24 protein-coding genes are annotated in these 19,415 nt (G+C 36.7%); 10 read left to right on the top strand and 14 right to left on the bottom strand.

Annotation, left to right across the window (positions count from 1 at the left end):
• Positions 1–88: 88 nt before the first annotated feature.
• From ACP3T3_RS05580 to ACP3T3_RS05560, 5 genes are all read right to left on the bottom strand, one after another.
• Positions 89–547: an organic hydroperoxide resistance protein gene (locus tag ACP3T3_RS05580; protein ID WP_426478925.1), complete on the bottom strand. Its 459-nt coding sequence runs from the start codon at positions 545–547 to the stop codon at positions 89–91.
• A gap of 214 nt (positions 548–761) precedes the next feature.
• Positions 762–1,877, bottom strand: coding sequence for an epoxide hydrolase family protein (locus ACP3T3_RS05575; protein WP_426478924.1), 1,116 nt, complete (start codon positions 1,875–1,877; stop codon positions 762–764).
• Positions 1,878–2,122: 245 nt separating this feature from the next.
• Positions 2,123–2,413 carry a hypothetical protein gene (locus ACP3T3_RS05570; protein ID WP_426478923.1) on the bottom strand — a complete coding sequence of 97 codons (291 nt, stop codon included), beginning with the start codon at positions 2,411–2,413 and terminating at the stop codon, positions 2,123–2,125.
• Positions 2,394–2,930: an SDR family NAD(P)-dependent oxidoreductase gene (locus ACP3T3_RS05565; RefSeq protein WP_426478922.1), complete on the bottom strand. Its 537-nt coding sequence runs from the start codon at positions 2,928–2,930 to the stop codon at positions 2,394–2,396. Before ACP3T3_RS05565 ends, ACP3T3_RS05570 begins: the two co-directional genes overlap by 20 nt.
• 96 nt (positions 2,931–3,026) lie before the next feature.
• Positions 3,027–3,614 carry a TetR/AcrR family transcriptional regulator gene (locus tag ACP3T3_RS05560; protein WP_426478921.1) on the bottom strand — a complete coding sequence of 196 codons (588 nt, stop codon included), beginning with the start codon at positions 3,612–3,614 and terminating at the stop codon, positions 3,027–3,029.
• Positions 3,615–3,755: 141 nt separating this feature from the next.
• Between ACP3T3_RS05560 and ACP3T3_RS05555 the strand changes: the two genes are divergently transcribed.
• Entirely contained in the window at positions 3,756–4,034 is a 279-nt protein-coding gene (locus tag ACP3T3_RS05555) for a response regulator transcription factor (protein ID WP_426478920.1), read from the top strand.
• A 200-nt stretch (positions 4,035–4,234) separates the two neighbouring features.
• Here the strand turns inward: ACP3T3_RS05555 and ACP3T3_RS05550 are convergent, their stop codons facing one another.
• Complete coding sequence (locus tag ACP3T3_RS05550) at positions 4,235–4,594, bottom strand: prevent-host-death protein (RefSeq protein WP_426478919.1); 360 nt, start codon at positions 4,592–4,594, stop codon at positions 4,235–4,237.
• Positions 4,595–4,846: 252 nt separating this feature from the next.
• Here ACP3T3_RS05550 and gndA point away from each other — a divergent pair, with 252 nt between their 5' ends.
• The 5 genes from gndA to ACP3T3_RS05525 all read left to right on the top strand — a co-directional run bounded on the left by gndA (position 4,847) and on the right by ACP3T3_RS05525 (position 11,076).
• Positions 4,847–6,265, top strand: coding sequence for an NADP-dependent phosphogluconate dehydrogenase (gene gndA / locus ACP3T3_RS05545; RefSeq protein ID WP_426478918.1), 1,419 nt, complete (start codon positions 4,847–4,849; stop codon positions 6,263–6,265).
• An 11-nt stretch (positions 6,266–6,276) separates the two neighbouring features.
• On the top strand, positions 6,277–7,758 hold the full coding sequence (gene zwf / locus ACP3T3_RS05540) for a glucose-6-phosphate dehydrogenase (protein ID WP_426478917.1): 1,482 nt from the start codon (positions 6,277–6,279) through the stop codon (positions 7,756–7,758).
• 25 nt (positions 7,759–7,783) lie between these two features.
• Complete coding sequence (gene pgl, locus ACP3T3_RS05535) at positions 7,784–8,494, top strand: 6-phosphogluconolactonase (protein WP_426478916.1); 711 nt, start codon at positions 7,784–7,786, stop codon at positions 8,492–8,494.
• Between the two features lie 636 nt (positions 8,495–9,130).
• Positions 9,131–9,769, top strand: coding sequence for a TetR/AcrR family transcriptional regulator (locus tag ACP3T3_RS05530; RefSeq protein WP_426478915.1), 639 nt, complete (start codon positions 9,131–9,133; stop codon positions 9,767–9,769).
• A 668-nt stretch (positions 9,770–10,437) separates the two neighbouring features.
• The gene (locus ACP3T3_RS05525; protein ID WP_426478914.1) at positions 10,438–11,076 is read left to right on the top strand and encodes a TetR/AcrR family transcriptional regulator; all 639 of its coding nucleotides are present in this window, start codon (positions 10,438–10,440) and stop codon (positions 11,074–11,076) included.
• A gap of 58 nt (positions 11,077–11,134) precedes the next feature.
• Here the strand turns inward: ACP3T3_RS05525 and ACP3T3_RS05520 are convergent, their stop codons facing one another.
• The 3 genes from ACP3T3_RS05520 to ACP3T3_RS05510 all read right to left on the bottom strand — a co-directional run bounded on the left by ACP3T3_RS05520 (position 11,135) and on the right by ACP3T3_RS05510 (position 12,857).
• A complete protein-coding gene (locus tag ACP3T3_RS05520) occupies positions 11,135–11,386 on the bottom strand; it encodes a hypothetical protein (protein WP_426478913.1) in 252 nt (83 codons plus the stop codon).
• Positions 11,387–11,686: 300 nt separating this feature from the next.
• A complete protein-coding gene (locus ACP3T3_RS05515) occupies positions 11,687–12,106 on the bottom strand; it encodes a RidA family protein (RefSeq protein ID WP_426478912.1) in 420 nt (139 codons plus the stop codon).
• A gap of 148 nt (positions 12,107–12,254) precedes the next feature.
• Complete coding sequence (locus ACP3T3_RS05510) at positions 12,255–12,857, bottom strand: FMN-dependent NADH-azoreductase (RefSeq protein WP_426478911.1); 603 nt, start codon at positions 12,855–12,857, stop codon at positions 12,255–12,257.
• 115 nt (positions 12,858–12,972) lie between these two features.
• Between ACP3T3_RS05510 and ACP3T3_RS05505 the strand changes: the two genes are divergently transcribed.
• Together ACP3T3_RS05505 and ACP3T3_RS05500 are read left to right on the top strand one after the other, a co-directional pair.
• Positions 12,973–13,329: a winged helix-turn-helix transcriptional regulator gene (locus tag ACP3T3_RS05505; RefSeq protein WP_426478910.1), complete on the top strand. Its 357-nt coding sequence runs from the start codon at positions 12,973–12,975 to the stop codon at positions 13,327–13,329.
• Positions 13,330–13,432: 103 nt separating this feature from the next.
• Positions 13,433–14,029, top strand: a complete 597-nt coding sequence (locus tag ACP3T3_RS05500; RefSeq protein ID WP_426478909.1) for a Crp/Fnr family transcriptional regulator — start codon at positions 13,433–13,435, stop codon at positions 14,027–14,029.
• 15 nt (positions 14,030–14,044) lie between these two features.
• Here ACP3T3_RS05500 and ACP3T3_RS05495 read toward each other — a convergent pair whose 3' ends face one another.
• Both ACP3T3_RS05495 and ACP3T3_RS05490 read right to left on the bottom strand, forming a co-directional pair.
• Positions 14,045–14,887: a universal stress protein gene (locus ACP3T3_RS05495; protein WP_426478908.1), complete on the bottom strand. Its 843-nt coding sequence runs from the start codon at positions 14,885–14,887 to the stop codon at positions 14,045–14,047.
• Positions 14,884–15,360, bottom strand: coding sequence for a MarR family winged helix-turn-helix transcriptional regulator (locus ACP3T3_RS05490; RefSeq protein ID WP_426478907.1), 477 nt, complete (start codon positions 15,358–15,360; stop codon positions 14,884–14,886). Before ACP3T3_RS05490 ends, ACP3T3_RS05495 begins: the two co-directional genes overlap by 4 nt.
• Before the next feature lie 202 nt (positions 15,361–15,562).
• Here ACP3T3_RS05490 and ACP3T3_RS05485 point away from each other — a divergent pair, with 202 nt between their 5' ends.
• Entirely contained in the window at positions 15,563–15,916 is a 354-nt protein-coding gene (locus tag ACP3T3_RS05485; protein ID WP_426478906.1) for a DUF488 domain-containing protein, read from the top strand.
• 94 nt (positions 15,917–16,010) lie between these two features.
• On the opposite strand, the gene ACP3T3_RS05480 is transcribed toward ACP3T3_RS05485, so the two are convergent.
• The 3 genes from ACP3T3_RS05480 to ACP3T3_RS05470 all read right to left on the bottom strand — a co-directional run bounded on the left by ACP3T3_RS05480 (position 16,011) and on the right by ACP3T3_RS05470 (position 18,883).
• Positions 16,011–17,228: an MFS transporter gene (locus tag ACP3T3_RS05480; protein ID WP_426478905.1), complete on the bottom strand. Its 1,218-nt coding sequence runs from the start codon at positions 17,226–17,228 to the stop codon at positions 16,011–16,013.
• A gap of 87 nt (positions 17,229–17,315) precedes the next feature.
• Complete coding sequence (locus ACP3T3_RS05475; protein ID WP_426478904.1) at positions 17,316–18,230, bottom strand: helix-turn-helix domain-containing protein; 915 nt, start codon at positions 18,228–18,230, stop codon at positions 17,316–17,318.
• Between the two features lie 137 nt (positions 18,231–18,367).
• Complete coding sequence (locus ACP3T3_RS05470) at positions 18,368–18,883, bottom strand: hypothetical protein (RefSeq protein ID WP_426478903.1); 516 nt, start codon at positions 18,881–18,883, stop codon at positions 18,368–18,370.
• 348 nt (positions 18,884–19,231) lie between these two features.
• Between ACP3T3_RS05470 and ACP3T3_RS05465 the strand changes: the two genes are divergently transcribed.
• On the top strand, positions 19,232–19,408 hold the full coding sequence (locus ACP3T3_RS05465) for a histone H1 (RefSeq protein ID WP_027373301.1): 177 nt from the start codon (positions 19,232–19,234) through the stop codon (positions 19,406–19,408).
• The last annotated feature ends 7 nt before the right edge of the window (positions 19,409–19,415 follow it).

The following is a 19,415-nucleotide window of genomic DNA, read 5'->3' as shown; positions in this document are numbered from 1 at the left end:
AACAGATAGATTTTCTATAAAAATAAAAAACTTCCCTGTCTTTTGGCAGGGAAGTTTTTGAATCAAAATGTTATAAGCATCTTGAAAATTACACCACTACATCAATCTTTACATTGATATTTCCACGTGTCGCTTTTGAATAAGGACATGTTGCATGAGCTGTTTCCACAACTTTTCTGGCTTCATCTACCGGAAGACCTGGTAGAAGGACCTGCAAATGAGCCTGCAGAAAAAAACCGTCATCATTGGTCGCCAGATCTACTGTGGTATTAACAGAAAGATCTGAAGGGAGAGTAATCCCAGTTTTAGCGGCTGCTAAATGCATGGCCCCAATAAAACAGGCCGACCATCCGGCTGCTAATAGCTGTTCCGGATTCGTTCCGTTTCCTTTTGTTCCGGGAGCGCTCAGTTCAATGTCCAGCTTTCCGTCACTGCTTTTTGCTTCTCCGTTACGGCCTCCTGTTACAATAACATGACCGGAATACAGCACTTTACTGATATTAACTACTGCTGTGTTTTCTACTTCCTGAATGGTATTTAATTCCATATTTTTATTATTTAAATTTATTGATACTGTTGTTAAAGTTTTTTTCTTACATCTTTGAATGCCGCCCTAAGCTCTTCCGTAAATACCTGTGGCTGTTCCCAGGCTGCGAAATGTCCGCCTTTTGAAGCTTTATGATAATAATATAGAGTAGGATAGGCAAGCTTTGACCAGCTTTCGGGAGCCTGATAGATCTCGTGAGGAAATACCGAAATAGCTACAGGAACCTTAATGTCTCTTGTTTTCTGCGCTTCAGCACTGAAATTATTTTTATTATTTTCCCAATAGAAACGTGAAGATGACGCGCTGTATTGGTAAGCCAGTATAGTGTAATGTCATCCAGAATTGCATCACGGCCAATTACATTTTCAGGATGAAGATCACTTTCGCTCCATTCCGCGATTTTCTCGTAAAGAAAAGCCGCTAAGGCACCTGGAGAATCAGAAAGCAGATACCCTGTCGTCTGTGGACGTGTTACCATCATTCCTCCATACGCCGCATTTCTCCCAAAGAAAGTACTCATTGCATTGTAAGCTTTTGTTTCTGAAGCAGAAAGTCCTGATGGAGCAGGATCACCGGCATTGATAGGTTTTACAAGATCAGCAGGAATAGTTGCCGGCATCGTAAGGTGTATTCCCAGCAGCCCTGAAGGAGCCTGCTTGGCCAATGCATCAGAGATTACTGAACCGTGGTCACCGCCTTCAGAAACATACTTTTTATAACCAAGTCTTTTCATCAGTACATCCCAGGCGCGGGCAACGCGGTCGGGATTCCAGCCCACTTCAGTAGGGATTTCTGAAAAACCATATCCCGGAATAGCGGGTATGATCACGTCAAATGCATCACTTGCTTTCCCTCCATATTTTACAGGATCAGTCAGAGGGCCAATTGCATTGATAAACTCCAGTGGAGAACCCGGCCAGCCATGGGTAAGGATTACAGGCAATGCATTGGACTCTTTTGAACGTACATGGATAAACTGAATATCAAGACCATCAATTTTGGTCACAAATTGGGGTAGAGCGTTCAGTTTATTTTCTGCTTTTCTCCAGTCATATCCATTGCCCCAATACGTAATGAGTTCTTTTAACTGTTCAAGCTGAATTCCCTGGGAAGCATCTTTCACCGTCTCTTTATCTGGGAAGCGGGTTTCTGAGATGCGTTTTTTAAGATCATCCAGCTGAGATTGCGGGATACTGATGTGAAAAGGCCGGATACTGGTATCGGTTTTTGATGATAGAGCAGCAGCTTCATTACTCTGAGCTTTAAAAATAGCAGGTGTACTTACCATAAAAGTTGCTGCTAACAGGATGGTTGAAATTGTTGTTTTCATTGTTTTGTTGTATTAGATTTTAAATCTGTTTTTCTTTTTGATAGAACAAAATTATGTCCTGAAAAGCGCCAGAGAAATGGGAAGTTTGTTCAGGTAGTCATATTTCACAGCGAAACAGACATTACAGGAGGTGAATATGAAAAATGATATTGAAAAAGATTCCGGCTATTTATTCAGAAGAACAAAAAAATAAGCTCCGTTGTGTATAAACGGAGCTTATTTTGTGAGTACATTTTGTTAGAAGATTATCCATGCGCTTCTACAGATACCTCATTCCATTCTTCCCAAACTTTTAATCGCTGTTCGTAGTTATGCTTTACAAAGGGAAGAGCCACTTTCCCAAGCAGTAAACGCAACGGAGGATTTTTAGTTTCTGCCAGCTTTATAAGTGCCGGGGCAGTAGCTTCTACATTTCCAAATGAGGTTTCGGATGCTGAAAATGCTTTTCTGACTCCATCATACACGGGATTACTTTGGGTGTTGATTCCTGTATGCCAGATATTAGAAGCATAGCCGTTAGGTTCTACCAGCGTCACATGAAATTCCAAATTCTTTAACTTCTGTAGCCAGCGTTTCACTTAATCCTTCAACAGCAAATTTGGAAGCATTGTAAAGCCCCATGGTTGGTAAAGTTGCTAATCCTAAAATAGAAGAAACCTGGATGATATGGCCGCTTTTCTGATCTCTCATTATTGGGAGTACGGCCTGTGTAAGCCATAAAGTTCCAAAGAAATTTGTGTCAAACTGGGCTCTGGCTTCCTGTTCATTTGTTTCTTCCACGGCACCGGTTAATGCATAGCCGGCATTATTGATCAGGATATCAATACTGCCAAAATGCTGCTGCACTTTCTGAACCACAGCTAATGATTCTTCCCGTTTGTCAACGTCCAGGGTTAAAGGCAACATGGAATCTCCATATTTATCTTTTAAATCATTAAGTGTTTCTACATTTCTGGCTGTTGCCGCTACTTTGTATCCTTTTGCTAAAAAAGCTTCGGCCCATGTTTTTCCGAAACCTTTTGATGCCCCTGTAATTAAAACTGTTTTTGACATTGTTTTGTTTATTTAATTGTTATATGATTAAGCTTTTTAAAGCTATGTTTTGATATTTACACATTTGACCGATCGGTCATTTTTTTGATAAAAAAATTATACACTATTTTTCATTATAATTTTTTTCAGGCTATTGCCAATGACTTCCATTTTAGCATTATTGCCAGACATTCGTGACATTAAGTGTCCTCCTTCAAGCATTGCAAAGAGAACCGTTGCAAAGTCTGCCGGATTCCAGTCTGATCTAAATTCCTTATGGGCAATTCCGTTCTTTATAATATCGGCAAGCAATTTTTCGCTCTGTTTAATGGCGTGGTTAACTTTTTCTTTTACAATAGGATTGGTATCGTCAGCTTCGGTTCCAAAATTTAATAAAGGGCAGCCTCCAGTTACCGGCGGATGATTGGGATCACTAAAAAAATCAATGTATGCGAATAACTGCTCCTTAGAAGTTTTGAATTTGCTTAACGTTTTTTGAAGTTTATCATTCAGCATTTTCATATTATGCTCAACAGCAGCGCAGGCAAGCACTTCCTTATTTTCAAAGTGAACATACATACTGCCTTTAGACAACTTCGTAGCCTCCATAATATCACTCATAGAAGTAGCTGCGATCCCTTTTGTGTTAAAAATAGGAGCCGCTTTTTCTATAATGAACTGTCTGGTTTCTTCACCTTTTGCCATGATATAATGAAATAATGATGCAAATATATGACCGATTGGTCATAAAAACAAATTTTATTTAATTTATTTTAAAAAAACAGATAGATATCCAATCATAAAATTACACCTATAGAACTTCGTGTTGACGGAGAGATCGCTAAAGTGGTTTGTGTAGGGGCTTATCCGCTCAATCTTGATGCCGGAAATATCCGGATTATATCCAATACCTCAGCATCTTTCTGGAAATATAATCTCTTTACCGGAAAATGGACAGAAGAAGGTAAAGTCGCCTTAAAAATAAGGAAAATCGAAATTATGCGATTATACCTTCAGGGACTAAAAATAGAAGAAATTGCAGAACAGCTGTTTGTCTCACCAAGTATGGTAAAGTTTCACAGGAGCAAGCTGGTTGAAAGAATTGGAGTGAAAAAATATAATTGAAGCAATATCCTGCGTAATAACGAATAATTTGATTTAAACTATACTCTTTAAATGTTTCCAGGCCGAAAGTGCTGAGAAACAAATATTCTTCTGCGTCATATAATTTACAGTTTTGAATGAGAAAACTGCAGGTTTTGTATGTCGTTTTTCTGAGAATTCTCCCTCAGCAAAAATCAGAAGGAGAATACTCAAAAAACAGCTTAACTAAGCTGATAGTTTGTAATCACTAAACTCAGGATGAAATGAACATAATTCTGTTCTACCTCTTTTCTGTTAATCAGTTTGTTTTTGTATTCGTAAGAGTTCAGGTCTCTGGATAATTTCTGATAGGTTTCAAAATCATCCCCTTTTACTTTTACTCTTACATGGCCATCTTTTCTGTTGATAATTACATCATCTAAAGTTCTTACTTTAAATAAAACTTCACACAATGTAGGACGAGCCTTCATTGACCCGATATATCTTTCAACTATATTAATCTTGAACGAATCAAATATGATGTTATTAAAAACGATTTTAGAATTAGGCTCCTGAGTGTTGAGTTCAAGTTTATAGTTCATTACTTTATAAATTTTGGCAAATATAAGTTTAATTATGCCAAAAAACAGACTGTTTTAATAGATCATTCCCATATTAATGATTGAATTTTATTCTATAGATTCAAAAACATATGAAAATGTGAATATTAGTAGCTTAACAATGAGGCCAAAAAGAACGTGTTGGGAACTTTTTCTTTCCTTTTATTTTTTTCATTATAGGCATTTGCGTAATTTTAATGTCTGTATAACAAAATTCATATTAATACCAATATAATGGAAAGATATAGTTATGGAATGGTTGGCCTTGGAGTAATGGGGAGGAATCTGCTTTATAATATCGCTGACAACGGTTTTTCAATCGCAGGATTTGACCTTGATCAGGAAAAAGTTAAAGGATTAGAAGGCGGAGCTGTTTCAGAAATGAAAGTAAAAGGAACAGATTCTTTGGAAGATTTCGTATCTGCTTTGGAAGTTCCAAGAAAAATTATTCTTATGGTTCCGGCAGGAAAACCTGTAGATGCCGTACTGGAAAATATTACCCCGCTTCTGAGCGCAGGCGATATCGTAATTGATGCAGGAAATTCTTATTTTGAAGATACCAACAGGCGTGTTGCTGACCTGGCATCAAAAAAACTGCATTTTATGGGAATGGGAGTATCAGGAGGAGAAAAAGGAGCCAGAACAGGTCCCAGTATAATGCCGGGAGGTGATCCTGAAGCATTTAAACTTCTGAAACCTATGCTTGAAGCCATTGCAGCAAAAGTTGATGACGAAGCATGTACAGCCTATATGGGTAAAGGATCTGCCGGCAACTATGTGAAAATGGTTCACAACGGTATTGAATATGCAATTATGCAGCTTATCAGCGAAGCGTATGACCTCCTGAAAAGAGGGGCAGGTTTAAATAATGATCAGCTGTACCAGGTTTTCAAAGAGTGGAATAACGGTGAAATGAACTCATTCCTTATTGAAATTACCAGAGACATTTTCACCCAAAAAGATTCGTTGACAGACCGCTATCTTGTTGATCAGATTTTAGATAAAGCAGGAGCAAAAGGAACCGGGAAATGGACTTCCGAGCAGGCTATGGAGATAGGGGTTTCTATTCCTACCATTGATATTGCGGTAACTTCAAGAATTTTATCAGCATATAAAGAAGAGAGGGTTCAGGCTTCTGATATATACTCCGGACAAGAAATTACAAAGCCGGAAGATACAGAATTGTTCATTAAGGAAGTAGGTGATGCTCTTTTCCTTTCTACATTGATCAGCTATGCACAAGGTTTATCCCTGCTGGTAAAAGCTTCTGAAGAATATGGCTTTGAAATTCCACTGAAAGATGTTGTGAAGATCTGGAGAGGAGGATGTATCATCCGTTCTGTATTGCTGGAAAAATTCTATTCCGCATATACTCAAAATCCTAATCTTTCTAATATTTTACTGGATCATGATATTTCAGAACTTGTAAAATCAAAAATCAAATCTTTAAGAAAAACAGCAGGATATGCTGCTACAAATGGAATTTCCAGTTTAGGAATCCAAACTGCCCTGGGATATTTTGATGCCTATACAACAGAATCTCTTCCAGTGAATCTCATCCAGGCTCAGCGTGATTATTTCGGAGCTCATACTTACCAGCGTATTGACAGGGAGGGTGTTTTCCACACGTCATGGCAGAGTGCAAACAATTAAAATTCGGAAAAATGAATCAAAATAAAGTCTTGCAGCCAACAACTATTGTAATTTTTGGTGCTACAGGCGATCTGGCAAAAAGAAAACTTTTTCCGGCTTTTTATAACTTGTATATCGATGGGAGAATGCCCAAAGGCTTCAATATTGTAGCATTGGGAAGGGCAGAAAATACCGATGAACTTTTTAGAAATTATGTCAAAGAAAACCTTGATAGTTTCTCCAGGAAAAAAGTAACCTCTGAAGACTGGGCGGGTTTTCAGGCTCACATCACTTACTTTCAGCATCAGCTGGATGAAGAAAGCTCTTATCAGAATCTACAGCAAAAACTCCAGGATCTTGATTCCGTTTACGGGATGAGAGCAAACCGATTATTTTACCTGTCAATCGGGCCTAATTTTATTTCTACAATATCCAATCATATTAAAACCACATCTCTCGCTTCTGATCCGAAAAAAGACAGGATCATCATTGAGAAACCTTTTGGCCACAATAAGCAGTCTGCTATTGAACTGAACAGCCTTCTGGCAAAAACGTTTGAAGAAGAACAGATTTATCGTATCGATCACTATCTGGGAAAAGAAACAGTGCAGAATATATTGGCATTCAGATTTGGAAATTCAATTTTTGAACCTTTATGGGATCATAAATATATAGAATCGGTACAGATTACAGTAGCTGAAGAAGTAGGAGTAGAGACAAGGGGTGCTTTCTATGAACAGACAGGAGCATTAAGGGATATGATTCAGAATCACCTGTTGCAGATCCTGTGTATGGTGGCTATGGAACCGCCGGCTTCTTTGCAGTCGGGTGAGATCAGAGATCGTAAAGTTGATGTACTGAAATCAATCCGCAGAATATCTCCGGATCAGGTAGATCATTATGCAGTAAGAGGCCAATATGCAAAAAGCACAATAAACGGAATTGAAGTGAAAGGCTACCGCCAGGAAAGCGGGATTGCAGGGGATTCTAATACAGAAACTTTCGCCGCTATAAAATTTTACCTGGATAATGAAAGATGGAAGGACGTACCTTTCTATGTGCGTACCGGAAAGAAAATGAAAGAAAAGCATTCTTATATTACAATTCAGTTTAAACCGCTTCCTCACTCCACATTCTCAGACAGTCCGCACCTTTTATCAGCTAACAGACTGATCATAAATATTCAGCCGATGATGGATATCAGATTACAGTTTATGACCAAAAAACCCGGACTGACATTAGATTTGAAACCCGCAGAAATGATTTTTGATAATTTTGCCTGCCAGGAAGATACGCCGGAAGCTTATGAAACATTGCTGCAGGATGCTCTTTTAGGAGATCTGACTTTATTTATGCGTTCCGATCAGGTAGAAGAGGCGTGGGATGTTGTTACCACCATACAGGAAGCCTGGGAAAATAACAAAGACTTATCTTTCCCGAATTATAAAGCCGGAAGCTGGGGACCTGAAGACTGTAATGCTTTGGTTGAAAGACAAGGGCATAGCTGGGTATAAACAATATAAATTTAAACAGACAAAAATGAATATTACAGTATTTGACGATCTGGAAAAACTGTACACAAAGGCTGCAGATACATTTGTTGACCTTTCTAAAAAATCTATTCTGGAAAACGGCCGTTTTGTAGTGGCATTAAGTGGAGGCTCATCTCCCAAAGCTGTTTTCAAACTATTGGCAACGCCGGAATATAAAGAACAGGTGGAGTGGAATAAAGTTTACTTTTTCTGGGTTGATGAGCGTTGGGTTCCTTTAAACGATGATAAGAGTAATTTCCGGATGACCGAGGAAGCCCTGCTGAATATGGTTCCTGTTGACAAAAGCCATATTTTTCCCATGTATGCTGAAGGAATAACTCCTGAAGACTATGCAAAAACCTATGAACAGCAGATCAGGACTGCTCTCGGGAATGAAGGGGTTTTTGATTTTATCCTTTTAGGAATGGGCGATGATGGCCATACAGCATCTCTGTTTCCGGGCGAACCTGTTTTGGAAGAGAAAGAAAAATGGGTATCAGCCTATTATCTGAAACCCCAGGAAATGTTCAGAATTACTTTGACAGCCCCCATTATCAATAAGGCTGAAAATATTCTGCTTATTGCGTTTGGTGAATCCAAAAAGCACGCATTGAATGAAGTGCTGAACGGGGAATATAACCCTTCATTATATCCATTACAGCTTATTGAAAAAAAGGACGGATTTCAGCTCTTTACAGACCAGAAAGCAAAGGGATAATATTACTTCTATCTCTAAAATATAAGAGACTGTCCAAGGACAGTCTCTCTTCATATCAACTATTCTATACCGAACCGGTATATATTTCTGTACATCACATCAAAAATCAAAACTTTAAATTTAAAAACAGTATCATCAGAGAATTAATGATACTGTTGCATTTAGTGTTTTTACCTTAGTTGCTTTTGTTCGAAATTTTTAATTTTTCCAGCCACATAGTGTTGTATATAAAATGGTTATTAGTTTGAAGCAAATATACAAAATAAGACACTATGAAGTGTCTAAAATGAAAAAAAAATGAAAAAAAATTTATTAAGTAAACGGAATATAAAATAAATCCTTTTGTACAGGCATTTTTCAATAAAATATTGCAACCAAAACAATAGTTTTATTAATGAAAACAGCACCATTATACTGATAATGATGCTGCTTGAGTAATGCTTTACCTCAGTTTTGAATGTTAAAACATGTAAACTGAGGGAACTAACGGTACAATCTGATCTCTTTCACAATCTCACAACTTGATCGTCTGTTATGTAAAAATGGTTATTAGTTTTTGCAAATATACACATTTAGACACTAAAAAGTGTCTAATATGAAAAAAAATACATAATCTTGCATGATTGAAAGTTTGTTATGGAAAGAAAGTCAGTAGCAGGAAGTATTCGGAACAAAGAACGCAGTAAGAAAAAATTTTTGGAGGCAGTAGGGAAAATATTGAGAACAAAGGGGTATACAGCATTGAAAGTGAATAATATCGCTGCAGCAGCCGGAGTGGATAAGAAAATGATCTATGCTTATTTTGGCGGAATAGACGGTTTGATGGATGAATATATCCGCTCACAGGACTACTGGAGTAAAATAACCATAGAAGAAGTTGAAAAAATAAAGCCCCAATCAGATGACGGAGGAAAATCTTTTATAGAAGAAATGCTCCTGTCACAATTTGATTACGTCTATCAAAACAAAGAAGCTCAGAAATTACTTTTATGGCGCCTGTCTGAGCCCCGAAAATCATTAAAAAAACTGACGGATACCCAGGAAGAAAACGGCGAATATATTTTTAAGCTGCTGATGGATTCCCATTTTAAAGATAACGCTGAACATGTTCGTTCTATAATGGCCATCCTCGTGTCCGGGTTTTATTATCTGAACATGTATGCCGCAATGAATGGCAGTATTTTCTGCGGAATAGACGTTAATACAGCTACAGGAAGAAATAAAATAAAAAAAGCTGTTTCTTTTCTGCTGGACCATACCTATAAAAGTCTGTAATAATCAATTGATGTACGGAAATTTACCATTAAGAAAAAACAAAACCATTAGAAAAATCTAATGGTCAGTTACTCGGTTGTGTTTCTACCTTAGTTGTTTCATGTTCGAAATTATCTTAAAGTAAGGGAACATAATAATACAATTTGAATTGTTTTATTTTCAACCTTTTAGTGTTTTAAAATATATAGATGGTATTAGTTTGTACAAATATATGTAAATAAGACACTGTAAAGTGTGTAATTGAATAAAATTTTTCTGTATTTTATTTAAGTTGCTGATTTTAAATGAATTAATTTTATATTTAATGATTGATTTTTCTTCTGAAGCTTTTACCCTAAATTTCATTTAATAAATATAATATCAGGGTATTTTTAAGTTTAAAAAATATCTTTTTAAAAAGTTTCTTCGTTTTTATTAAAAAATGATAGCCTTCCTGAAATGATGCCGTTGGGATGCATTTTGCCTCAGCGTTTTATATCCGAAATATTTTAAACTGAGTAATCTAGCGATGCAATCCGAATTGTTTTTAATTTTCAATCTTCATGGAATTTTTATACAGAGAATAGTATTGGTTTGCGTAAAAATATACAACCGGTTATTATTAGACACTGTTTGGTGTTTAAAATGATAAAAAAAATTCTTAAACTTGTATCATAGAATATTGAATTATGGAAAGAAAGTCAGCGTCGGGCAGTATTAGAAACAAAGAGCGCAGTAAAAAGAAGTTTTTAGATGCGGTTGGTAAAATTCTGAAAACGAAAGGATATGCAGGGTTGAAGATTAATGATATTGCTGCTACGGCAGGTGTGGATAAAAAGATGATTTACACTTATTTTGGTGGTATGGATGGGCTGATGGATGAATATGTCCGTACACAAGATTTTTGGGTGAAGGCAACAAGTGAAGAAGTTGAAAAAATGAAACCAAATCTTGAAGATGGAGGAAGGCAATTCATAGAACATATGCTGACTTCACAGTTTGATTATGTATACACCAACAAAGAAGCCCAGAAATTATTGCTCTGGACCATATCTGAACCCAGAAAATCACTGAAAAAACTTATCGATACCCAGGAGGAAAATGGTGAATATATTTTTAAACTGTTGATGGAATCACGCTTCAAAGAAAATATGGATATTTATCGTTCCATCATGGCCATTATGGTTTCCGGGCTTTATTACCTGAATATGTTTGCTTCCCTGAATGGCAGTATTTTCTGCGGGATAGACACCAATACTCCTGAAGGACGCGAAAAAATAAAAAAAGCCATCTCTTTTATGGTAGAGCAGACGTATGAAAACCTTTAATCTTTAACAGCAAAAAGAGGCCGTAATCTGCCTCCTTCCTTTCGTAATTAATTGTAGTTTATCCTTTATGGTAAGGACATCCCGATGCTGCACCAGAACCTCCGCGCGTGTTAAAGAATTGCTCTTCGATCACTTCTCTCTGATCTTCAGGAATATCTTCAATCTTATGAAGTGTATTAACCTGAATGTGCGGCCAGCTTGTGGTGCCTCCGTCATTTCCGAAATCAAATTCGAAGAATACAATTTGCTCATATTGAAGCTGAAGAATCTCTTTTTCATCTTCAATAATTGTCTCAAACCACATGTTCATATCTACCTCACCGGTCGGAATAAACCGGTTTACAAAAGGAACATTTAAAAACAGTAAATCCGGTAAGGGTTTCCGGGATAGACATAAACACGTCGAAATAATAATCGTTGATGTTGAGGATTTTGCTAATAATATTCATTTTGTTAAAAATTTGGTTAGATATCTTCAACCTCCTTTCCAAAGAAGGGATCATACCGATTGATCTACAGCTTCCGGATTTTCAGATACCGCTTCTTTTGCAGAAGTGACAGAATGTATTTTCACGTGATCCATAGTCATCAGTTTTTTGTTGATCCGAAATTACAGCTGTTTCACTGCAATTGCATCGATCTCAAACAACATTCCGGGTAAAGCCAGCTGACTCACCGGAATAAGCGTACTGGTAGGTAGGAATGAACCTTTCCATACTTTTTTAGCTTCTTCTGCCCATATTTCAAGTTTGTCCTGATTATGGTCTACAATCAGAAGAGTGATTTTGACAATATTTTCAAACGTCATGGTATGGCTTTGTAAAACAATTTCCATATTTTTCAAAGCATCCTGAACCTGAGTTTTAAAGTCTTCAGCCAATATGTGATTGCTGCCTGCGCCGCCGCTCTGTCCGGAGATAAAGCACATCCGGAAAGGCGATTCCACAGAAATGCTGTGCGAAAATCCATAAGGACCGGGATTGAATAATTCAGTAGGATTTACAAGTTTGGGTTGTTTATTATTTTCCATAATCTTTTATTTAATGCAGTAAAAATGAACGATAAAAACTGAAAAAGTTTTTACAAATGTTGAGAAAATTACTCTTTTAATTACGTAAACTTTTTTGTTTGATGAAATCCAATATAAAAAATGCTGCTCATAAGAACAGCATTTGATTTTACTCTACAACAATACTTTCAATGCCTTTTTGCAGGGCAGTTTCCTGAATGACCGGTATGGAGAGTCCTTCTGCACGGACTACAGAAATATCTGTCATTCCCATGAATCCTAGAGTTCGCTTTAAATAAGGAACTACAAAATCATAAGCCTGTCTTTCCCCTTCTGAATACACACCACCGCTTGAAAAAGCAAGGTATACTTTCTTATTTTTTACCAAACCTTCGGGGCCGTTTTCACCGTAGCTGAATGTTTTTCCTGCTCTGGCAATATGGTCAAGCCATGATTTCAGGGTAGAAGTGATGCTGAAGTTGTAAAGAGGAGCTTCAATAATGATAATGTCAGCCTCATGAAGTTCATCAATTACTGTATCGGAAAGTTTTACGGTTTCCCATTGTTCAGAAGTGCGGTTTTCAGCAGGAGTAAAAAAAGCATTGATATGTTCTTCTTCCAGATGGGGAAAAAGAGGATTTGCCAAATCACGCTTTTTTATAATACGGTCAGGATATTTTGCCGTAATTTTTTCTACAATAGCATTTCCCAGTTTTTTACTGATTGATGATTCACTTCTCGGGCTTGAAATAATATGAAGTACACGTTTCATTTTTTATTTTTTTAAAATTGATATTTCAAAATTATCTATATTTACTAATAAAAAGATAGTAGTTACCAAAAGGTTAGTAATAACATTTAGGTTAGTAATAAGAAAAACAGAGACTATGGAAGAAGAAAAAATAGTGTATTCAAGGCCGCAATGCAGTACTCATCTGGCTGCTACTGAGGATGCTTTATATGTTTTGGGAGGCAGGTGGACCATCAGGGTAATGATTGCTATTTTAGGCGGGCATACACGCTTCAATGAGCTGCAGCGAACCATCAGCGGAATTTCAGCAAGGGTTTTATCCAGCGAATTGAAAAAGCTGGAAGTCAATCATTTGGTGGAAAGAACCGTTCTTACCGATCATAAGCCTGTATTGGTAGAATATATCCCTACAGAGTATAGTGAATCATTGAAAGATGTGATTGCTGCTCTGGCCGATTGGGGTACAAAGCATAAAAAGAAAATAATGGCATAATAAAAGAGTAGTGTTGCATCAGAAAACCTCTTTACTGTGGTATCTGTTAAGTTGCAATATTGTTTATACTTAAGTATTTTTACTCAAAATTAATAATCGCAAGATGATCATATGTGAAGATTTGTTATTTTCCCGGGGAGCCAGCCAGGAAAACTATGAAGCCGGGGATTCTGTTTTTCAGGAAGGCACTGCTGCTAAATATTATTTTCAGATCAGGAGCGGTACTGTGAAGCTGAATAATTTTTTGGAAGACGGAAAAGAATTTGTTCATGGGCTGCCTTTTGATGGTCATTGCATCGGTGAAAGCTATTTATTTACCGACCATCATTATGCCATTAATGCCATTGCGGTGACCAATTGTAACATTATTAAGATTTCCAAAGATAAATTTTTGCAGATACTGCTGGAAAAACCTGCATTAATGCTTGAAATTAACAGGTATACAGCAGACAGACTGCATTTCAGGTATATGATTTCCAGTTTTCTGGCGATTTCAGATCCTATTGTAAAGCTCATGAAACTTTTTGATCACCTAAAAAAATATTTTGGATTTGAGGAGGTTTATTCGTTTCTGATTCCCTATACAAGGCAGCAAATAGCAACCTTAACCGGTCTTCGGGTAGAAACGGTGATCAGGTATGTCAAAAAAATGCAGGAACAGAAACTTGTTAAAATTGAAAGCACTAAAATTTATTATTAATTTTCAGTGATCTTGCTATTTCAGGATCAATACAGGCTGGTGGGTATTCTGATAAATTCCCTCGGAAATACTCCTGCTAGCCAGATAATATAAAAAGCTGTGTTTACCCGGTAAAGCAATAATAAGATCTGCTTCATGTGAAGCTGCAAAGGCCAGAATCCCATCAATAATATTTTCGTCGTGAGAATAATGAATGCTGCTTGGGATTTCTGTTAAATGTTCACGGATATAATCCTCGAGTTCTTTTTTCTTGTTTTCATCCTCTTTTTCACTTGTGTTGATATTTAGAAATGACAGATGTACATCCTGTTTATGAATGACGGATTTGTGATGAAACAATCTTTCTAATCTTTTAATTCCCTTTATATCACAAGGAATAAATATATTCTTAATTGGAGTATAATGGTAGCCGTTAGGGACAATTAATGTCTTCACCGGACTTGTTCTTGCAATACTTATAATATGATCAGAAACAAAGCTCTCGGTGGCAGAAGTCTGATCGTCACTTCCAAGAATAATCAGTTCCACAGACGGCTCATTTTTTAAAAGCTCATTGATGCTTCTGGTAATAGCCCAATCACTTAATATCCTTGAAACCTTTATTTCAGATGATTTTTCCGTTATAATACCGGTTAAATGATCGAATAATACCTCCGTTTTTTGCAGCAGATTATTTACATTTTCTTCATTCACAAACGAATGTCCCTCTGCGATATGCAAATAATCAAATTCAGATTCTCCCGCTGTTTTTAGTAAGATAATGTTTTGGTATTCATAGGTTTTTGCCCAGTCTGCGGCAATTCTTACTGCATTTTCCGTAGTTGATGTAAAATCAATGGGTACAAGGATTGTTCTCATATTGTATTATGTTTTGGTCCTGATTCTTCCAGGTTTGCTGTCATTTTTTTTACCAGGAGCAGCGCTTTGCTGATTTCTTCTTCATCAATACTGCCAGCCGCCTTTTTGTAAAGATCCAACGCCCACGGATAAACGGTTTCTACAACATGCTTACCCTTTTGGGTCAAAAAAACCTGCTTATTTCTTCTGTCATTTTTATAAGCTATCCGTTCCACCAAATCTCTTTTTACAAGGCTGTTGATGAGATACGTTATGCTTGATTTGTCTTTGCTTACCTTATTTCCTATTTCCTGCTGGTTGATTCCATTATTACGGGAAAGGAGTCCGAGAATTTCAATCAGTTCAAAAGAAAGATCCGGATCATACTCATTAATAGTAGTCTGAATCTTCTGTCGAAGACGGCTTTTCATTTCACTCATTGCCAGACCGAGCTCCAAAGCCAGTTCTGATATATTATTCTGTTTTGCAGACATAGTGTTATAATAATAGAGCAGGATAAAATATATATCCAAAAAGATTTTTTAGCATGACTTACCCTAACAAATATACGGAAAATTAGTTTTAATTAAAACTAATTGGCTGTAAAATGTTATAAAAGCCACAGATAAATAAATTGAAAATACCGCCTTACAGGAACAGGTTTTGCTGTTTTATACCAAAGTTAAAACAAAAAGAATGTCTGTAATTGCCTTAAAGAGAGTGTATGAAACCCCATCCCCGGATGATGGTTACCGTATTTTGGTTGACCGTTTGTGGCCGAGAGGGCTATCCAAAGAAAATGCTGATCTTGATGAATGGGAGAAAGACCTTGCTCCTTCCACAGAGCTAAGGCTTTGGTTTCATCACGATGTTACGCTTTGGAAGGAATTTTCGGAAAAATATATGAACGAACTTCACGAAAGCAACCTGGGAAAAAATTTCCTCAAACGTCATAAAAAGCAGCAAAAAATTACGTTGTTATATGCTGCTAAAGATGAAGAACACTGTCATGCAATTGTTCTCAAAAAATACCTTGAAGGTATAAAATAGAGATTGTAATTGTCATTCTGAACAAAAGAAATCAAGGTCTAAGTGTATAGATCATTGAAACTCATTCTTTCGCCAGAATGACAAACAGTAAAAATTATCTGGCTTCTGAGACCGTATTTTTTTCTTTTTTCACAGCCTGATTCATAATAAGGATAATCCCGAAAAGGAAACATGCAATGATCAGGTAACGCCAGGAAAGATCTTTTTGCTCACTTACCGTTCCGCTTACCGAAATGATAAAACTTGTAACAGAAGTGATTACATATACCAATCCGCCCATCAGGCCACCTGCTGTTCCTGCATTTTTAGGAAAGTAAAGCATGCTTGTTGTAAAAAAGGAAGTAAATAAAATTCCCGAACAGATATGAATGAAAAAGGCAAAAGGGATCATAATGAAGAGACTTTCTGCACAATAACTCGTGATGATCAGTCCTGCAATCAAAATAAGCTGCAATAGGATAGGCTGCAAGATTCTGGGCTTAAAATCAAGAGTCAGCCTTCGTTTCCCGATAAATCCCCCAATCATCCAGGAGAAACCTAAAATAAGCGTACAATATCCAATAACTACCGGAGTAAAATGAAAAGTGTTTTCAATAATAAAAGGTCCGGTAATATTAAATAGCATTACTATAGAATAACTCAGCCCTAAAATGAAAATTCCCAGCATGAATATCCTGTTTTTAAGCATCATTTTATACAGACTGATATTCTCGGAGAGGTCCAGCTTCTTTTTCTGAGGAAGGCTTTCTCCGCTGAAGAACCATTCAAATAAAAATAAAAACCCTGCGTAGCCGGCCAGAAAATAAAAATTGGCATGCCAGTTAAATATTTTCTCAAGATAACCACCCAGAAAAGGTGCAAGAATAGGGCCGCATGACCAGACTATGGTAAAATAGCTCAGATAATGCTTTACTTTTTCCGAGTCATAAATATCTACAAAAATAGCACGTGTAGCCACCACAAGTACTGAAACAGCTGCACCCTGAAGAATACGAAGCAGACAGATCAGCAAAATACTGTTCGTCATCGTAATTAAGATACTGGTCAGAATCAGTAGAAACAAGGCTATCAATTTGGGGCGGTAGCGTCCGATACTGTCCAGAATTCCCCCTACAAACAATTGGGAAATTCCATAGCTCAGCAGATATGAAGTCAATGTGATCTGGATATCTTTTTCTGAAACCATCATTTCTTTAGCCATAGAGGGAAACGATGGTAAATAAATGTCCGTAACAAACCCCGAAAGCGGGATAGACACGAACGCCATAATGGTAATTAATCTGATTCGTTGCTCAGATGCTTCTCTCAACATATTCATTCATTTTTACAATGCAAAAGTAAGCCGGGAAATACGAAATTGAATTTTAAAAGACAAAGTAAAAATTGCAAAAATCAAATATTAAGATAAATTCTTGAATTTTAACGGCGAAGTCCGGGCATGCTTTTTAAAGAAGTTGTTAAAATGTGCAGGCTGATCAAACCCTAAAGTATAGCCTATCTGAGCGATATCCCAATTCGTATACTTCAACAGATTTTTAGACTCTTCAAACATTTTTTCCTTAATGATCTGTGTTGTCGTAAGATGAGTTACGGATTTTACAGAAGAATTCAAGTGGTTGACATGCACGTTCAGGTGCCCGGCAAAATCTGAAGGTGTTTTTAAAGCCAGCGGATAAGCAGGAGAATCCAGAGGAAATTGTTTGTTGAGCAGTTCATCAAACAGCTTGTACAGGCGCACATTTGCAGGTAGTTCATTCGGATTAATGTCTTCTACACGGTTTTCCAGTGCCAGATGCATAACCGATGCCAGGTTGCTTTTGATGCTGCTGCAGCGAAAAGGATAAGCAGAATTATTCATTTTGTAGATCTGCTCAAAATAAAGAGTGGCCAGCTGGGTCTGCTCCTCGGTAAGAAAAACAACCGGTTTGCTCCATTCCTTGAACATTGAGGTCTTTTTAAACAAATTAAATTCTGAATTTCCTTTAAAAAACTCCTGGTTAAAAAGACAGAAATATCCCTCCTGGATATCGCTTTCACACTCCCATGAATACGGGATACTTGGAGACGGGAAAAATAAAGCAGGACGATCTATATACAGCTGATGTTCGCCATAATGAATGGTGCCTTTCCCAATAATAAAGCTGATTTTGTAATAGTCGCGGCGGTTGTAGGGACTCTTAAAACTGCAATACTTCCGCATGGAAATATTAAAATGGGATTTCCCCGTTTCAAAATTCTCAGAATCAAACATTTTGATCTGATCTTTACGAATACGTCTGTAATAATCCTCAATAGTTTCCAGTTGATCACTCATAGGTAGAAATTATAAAAATCAAAGATATGCAAACTAATGCTCAGTTAAATTATTTTAAATGAGATAATAGAAATGAGAATCATAGCTTTGCTCAATATCTATATAAATCTGACAATGCAGGGTTAAAAATGATTAATCTATTTCTTATTAATCTCCAGTTCTAAAATATGGGACGGAAGCTCAAAAGGGCCTGCTTTTGAACTGGTTACAGGTATAAAGCCGGATTCTTTTAAAAACACTGCAAGCGGATCATGATCCAGCATATTAATCCATATAATATCGGTGAAGCTTACTGCAGATCTACATTTTTTCCAGAGTGACAGCCTTGTTTCCGGTGAATCAAATGCTGAAAGAATCACAAAACTGATTTCTGTTGCTCTTTTTCCCCCAGAGATTCCGGGATGAAGAGAGCCGCTTTTGATAATACTGTATCCAACAGGCTTTTGATCTGCGTACATCATGATAAGCTGGTTGGAAAGGTCATTCAGCTCATTGATCATCTTTCTCGGATCTATTTCATTCTGAATATATCTTTTAATATTTTCTTCCTTTACAAAGTCTTTATGCAGCGTATCAACAGAAGAATCAACAAGGGTTATGAGATCAGAAATTCCCTCTTCGGAACCTACTGTAAATTTTGAAATGATATCCATGGGATCTTTTTTATTCAAAATTATAAGATTAATCCATTAAAAAAGGATACAGTTGATGAAAATATCATCAGTACAGATGTTGTTTTCCTTAATTTGTTCAATACGGTGAATCTAATGTTATTTTCCTCTATTCATTGTGATTCTTAACGGTTTATTACCTGTTAGCCTTGTAATTTACATACTATTCAAATACATGATTGATTTTCCGTAATCATTGGATTTTATTTTAAAAATTAAATTAAAATTAGAAAATGCTCAAAAAAAATAATTAAATCGACTATTTTTTTTCTGCACAATTAGGCTGGAATCACCATAAAACCTATATTTGCAGCCTAAATTTTTAAATAAATGAAAGAACTAATTGAAAAAATCAACGCAGAATTTGAAGCGTTTACAACTGAGGCAAACCAACAAGCGGAAAAAGGAAACAAGGCAGCGGGTACAAGAGCTCGTAAATCAGCTTTGGAACTAAGCAAATTGTTCAAAGAATTCAGAAAAGTTTCTGTAGAAGAAGCTAAGAAATAATTCACCT

The organism is Chryseobacterium sp. CBSDS_008 (genome assembly GCF_049959325.1).
Lineage (GTDB): Bacteria > Bacteroidota > Bacteroidia > Flavobacteriales > Weeksellaceae > Chryseobacterium.
This window is presented reverse-complemented; position numbering and strand designations above follow the sequence as displayed.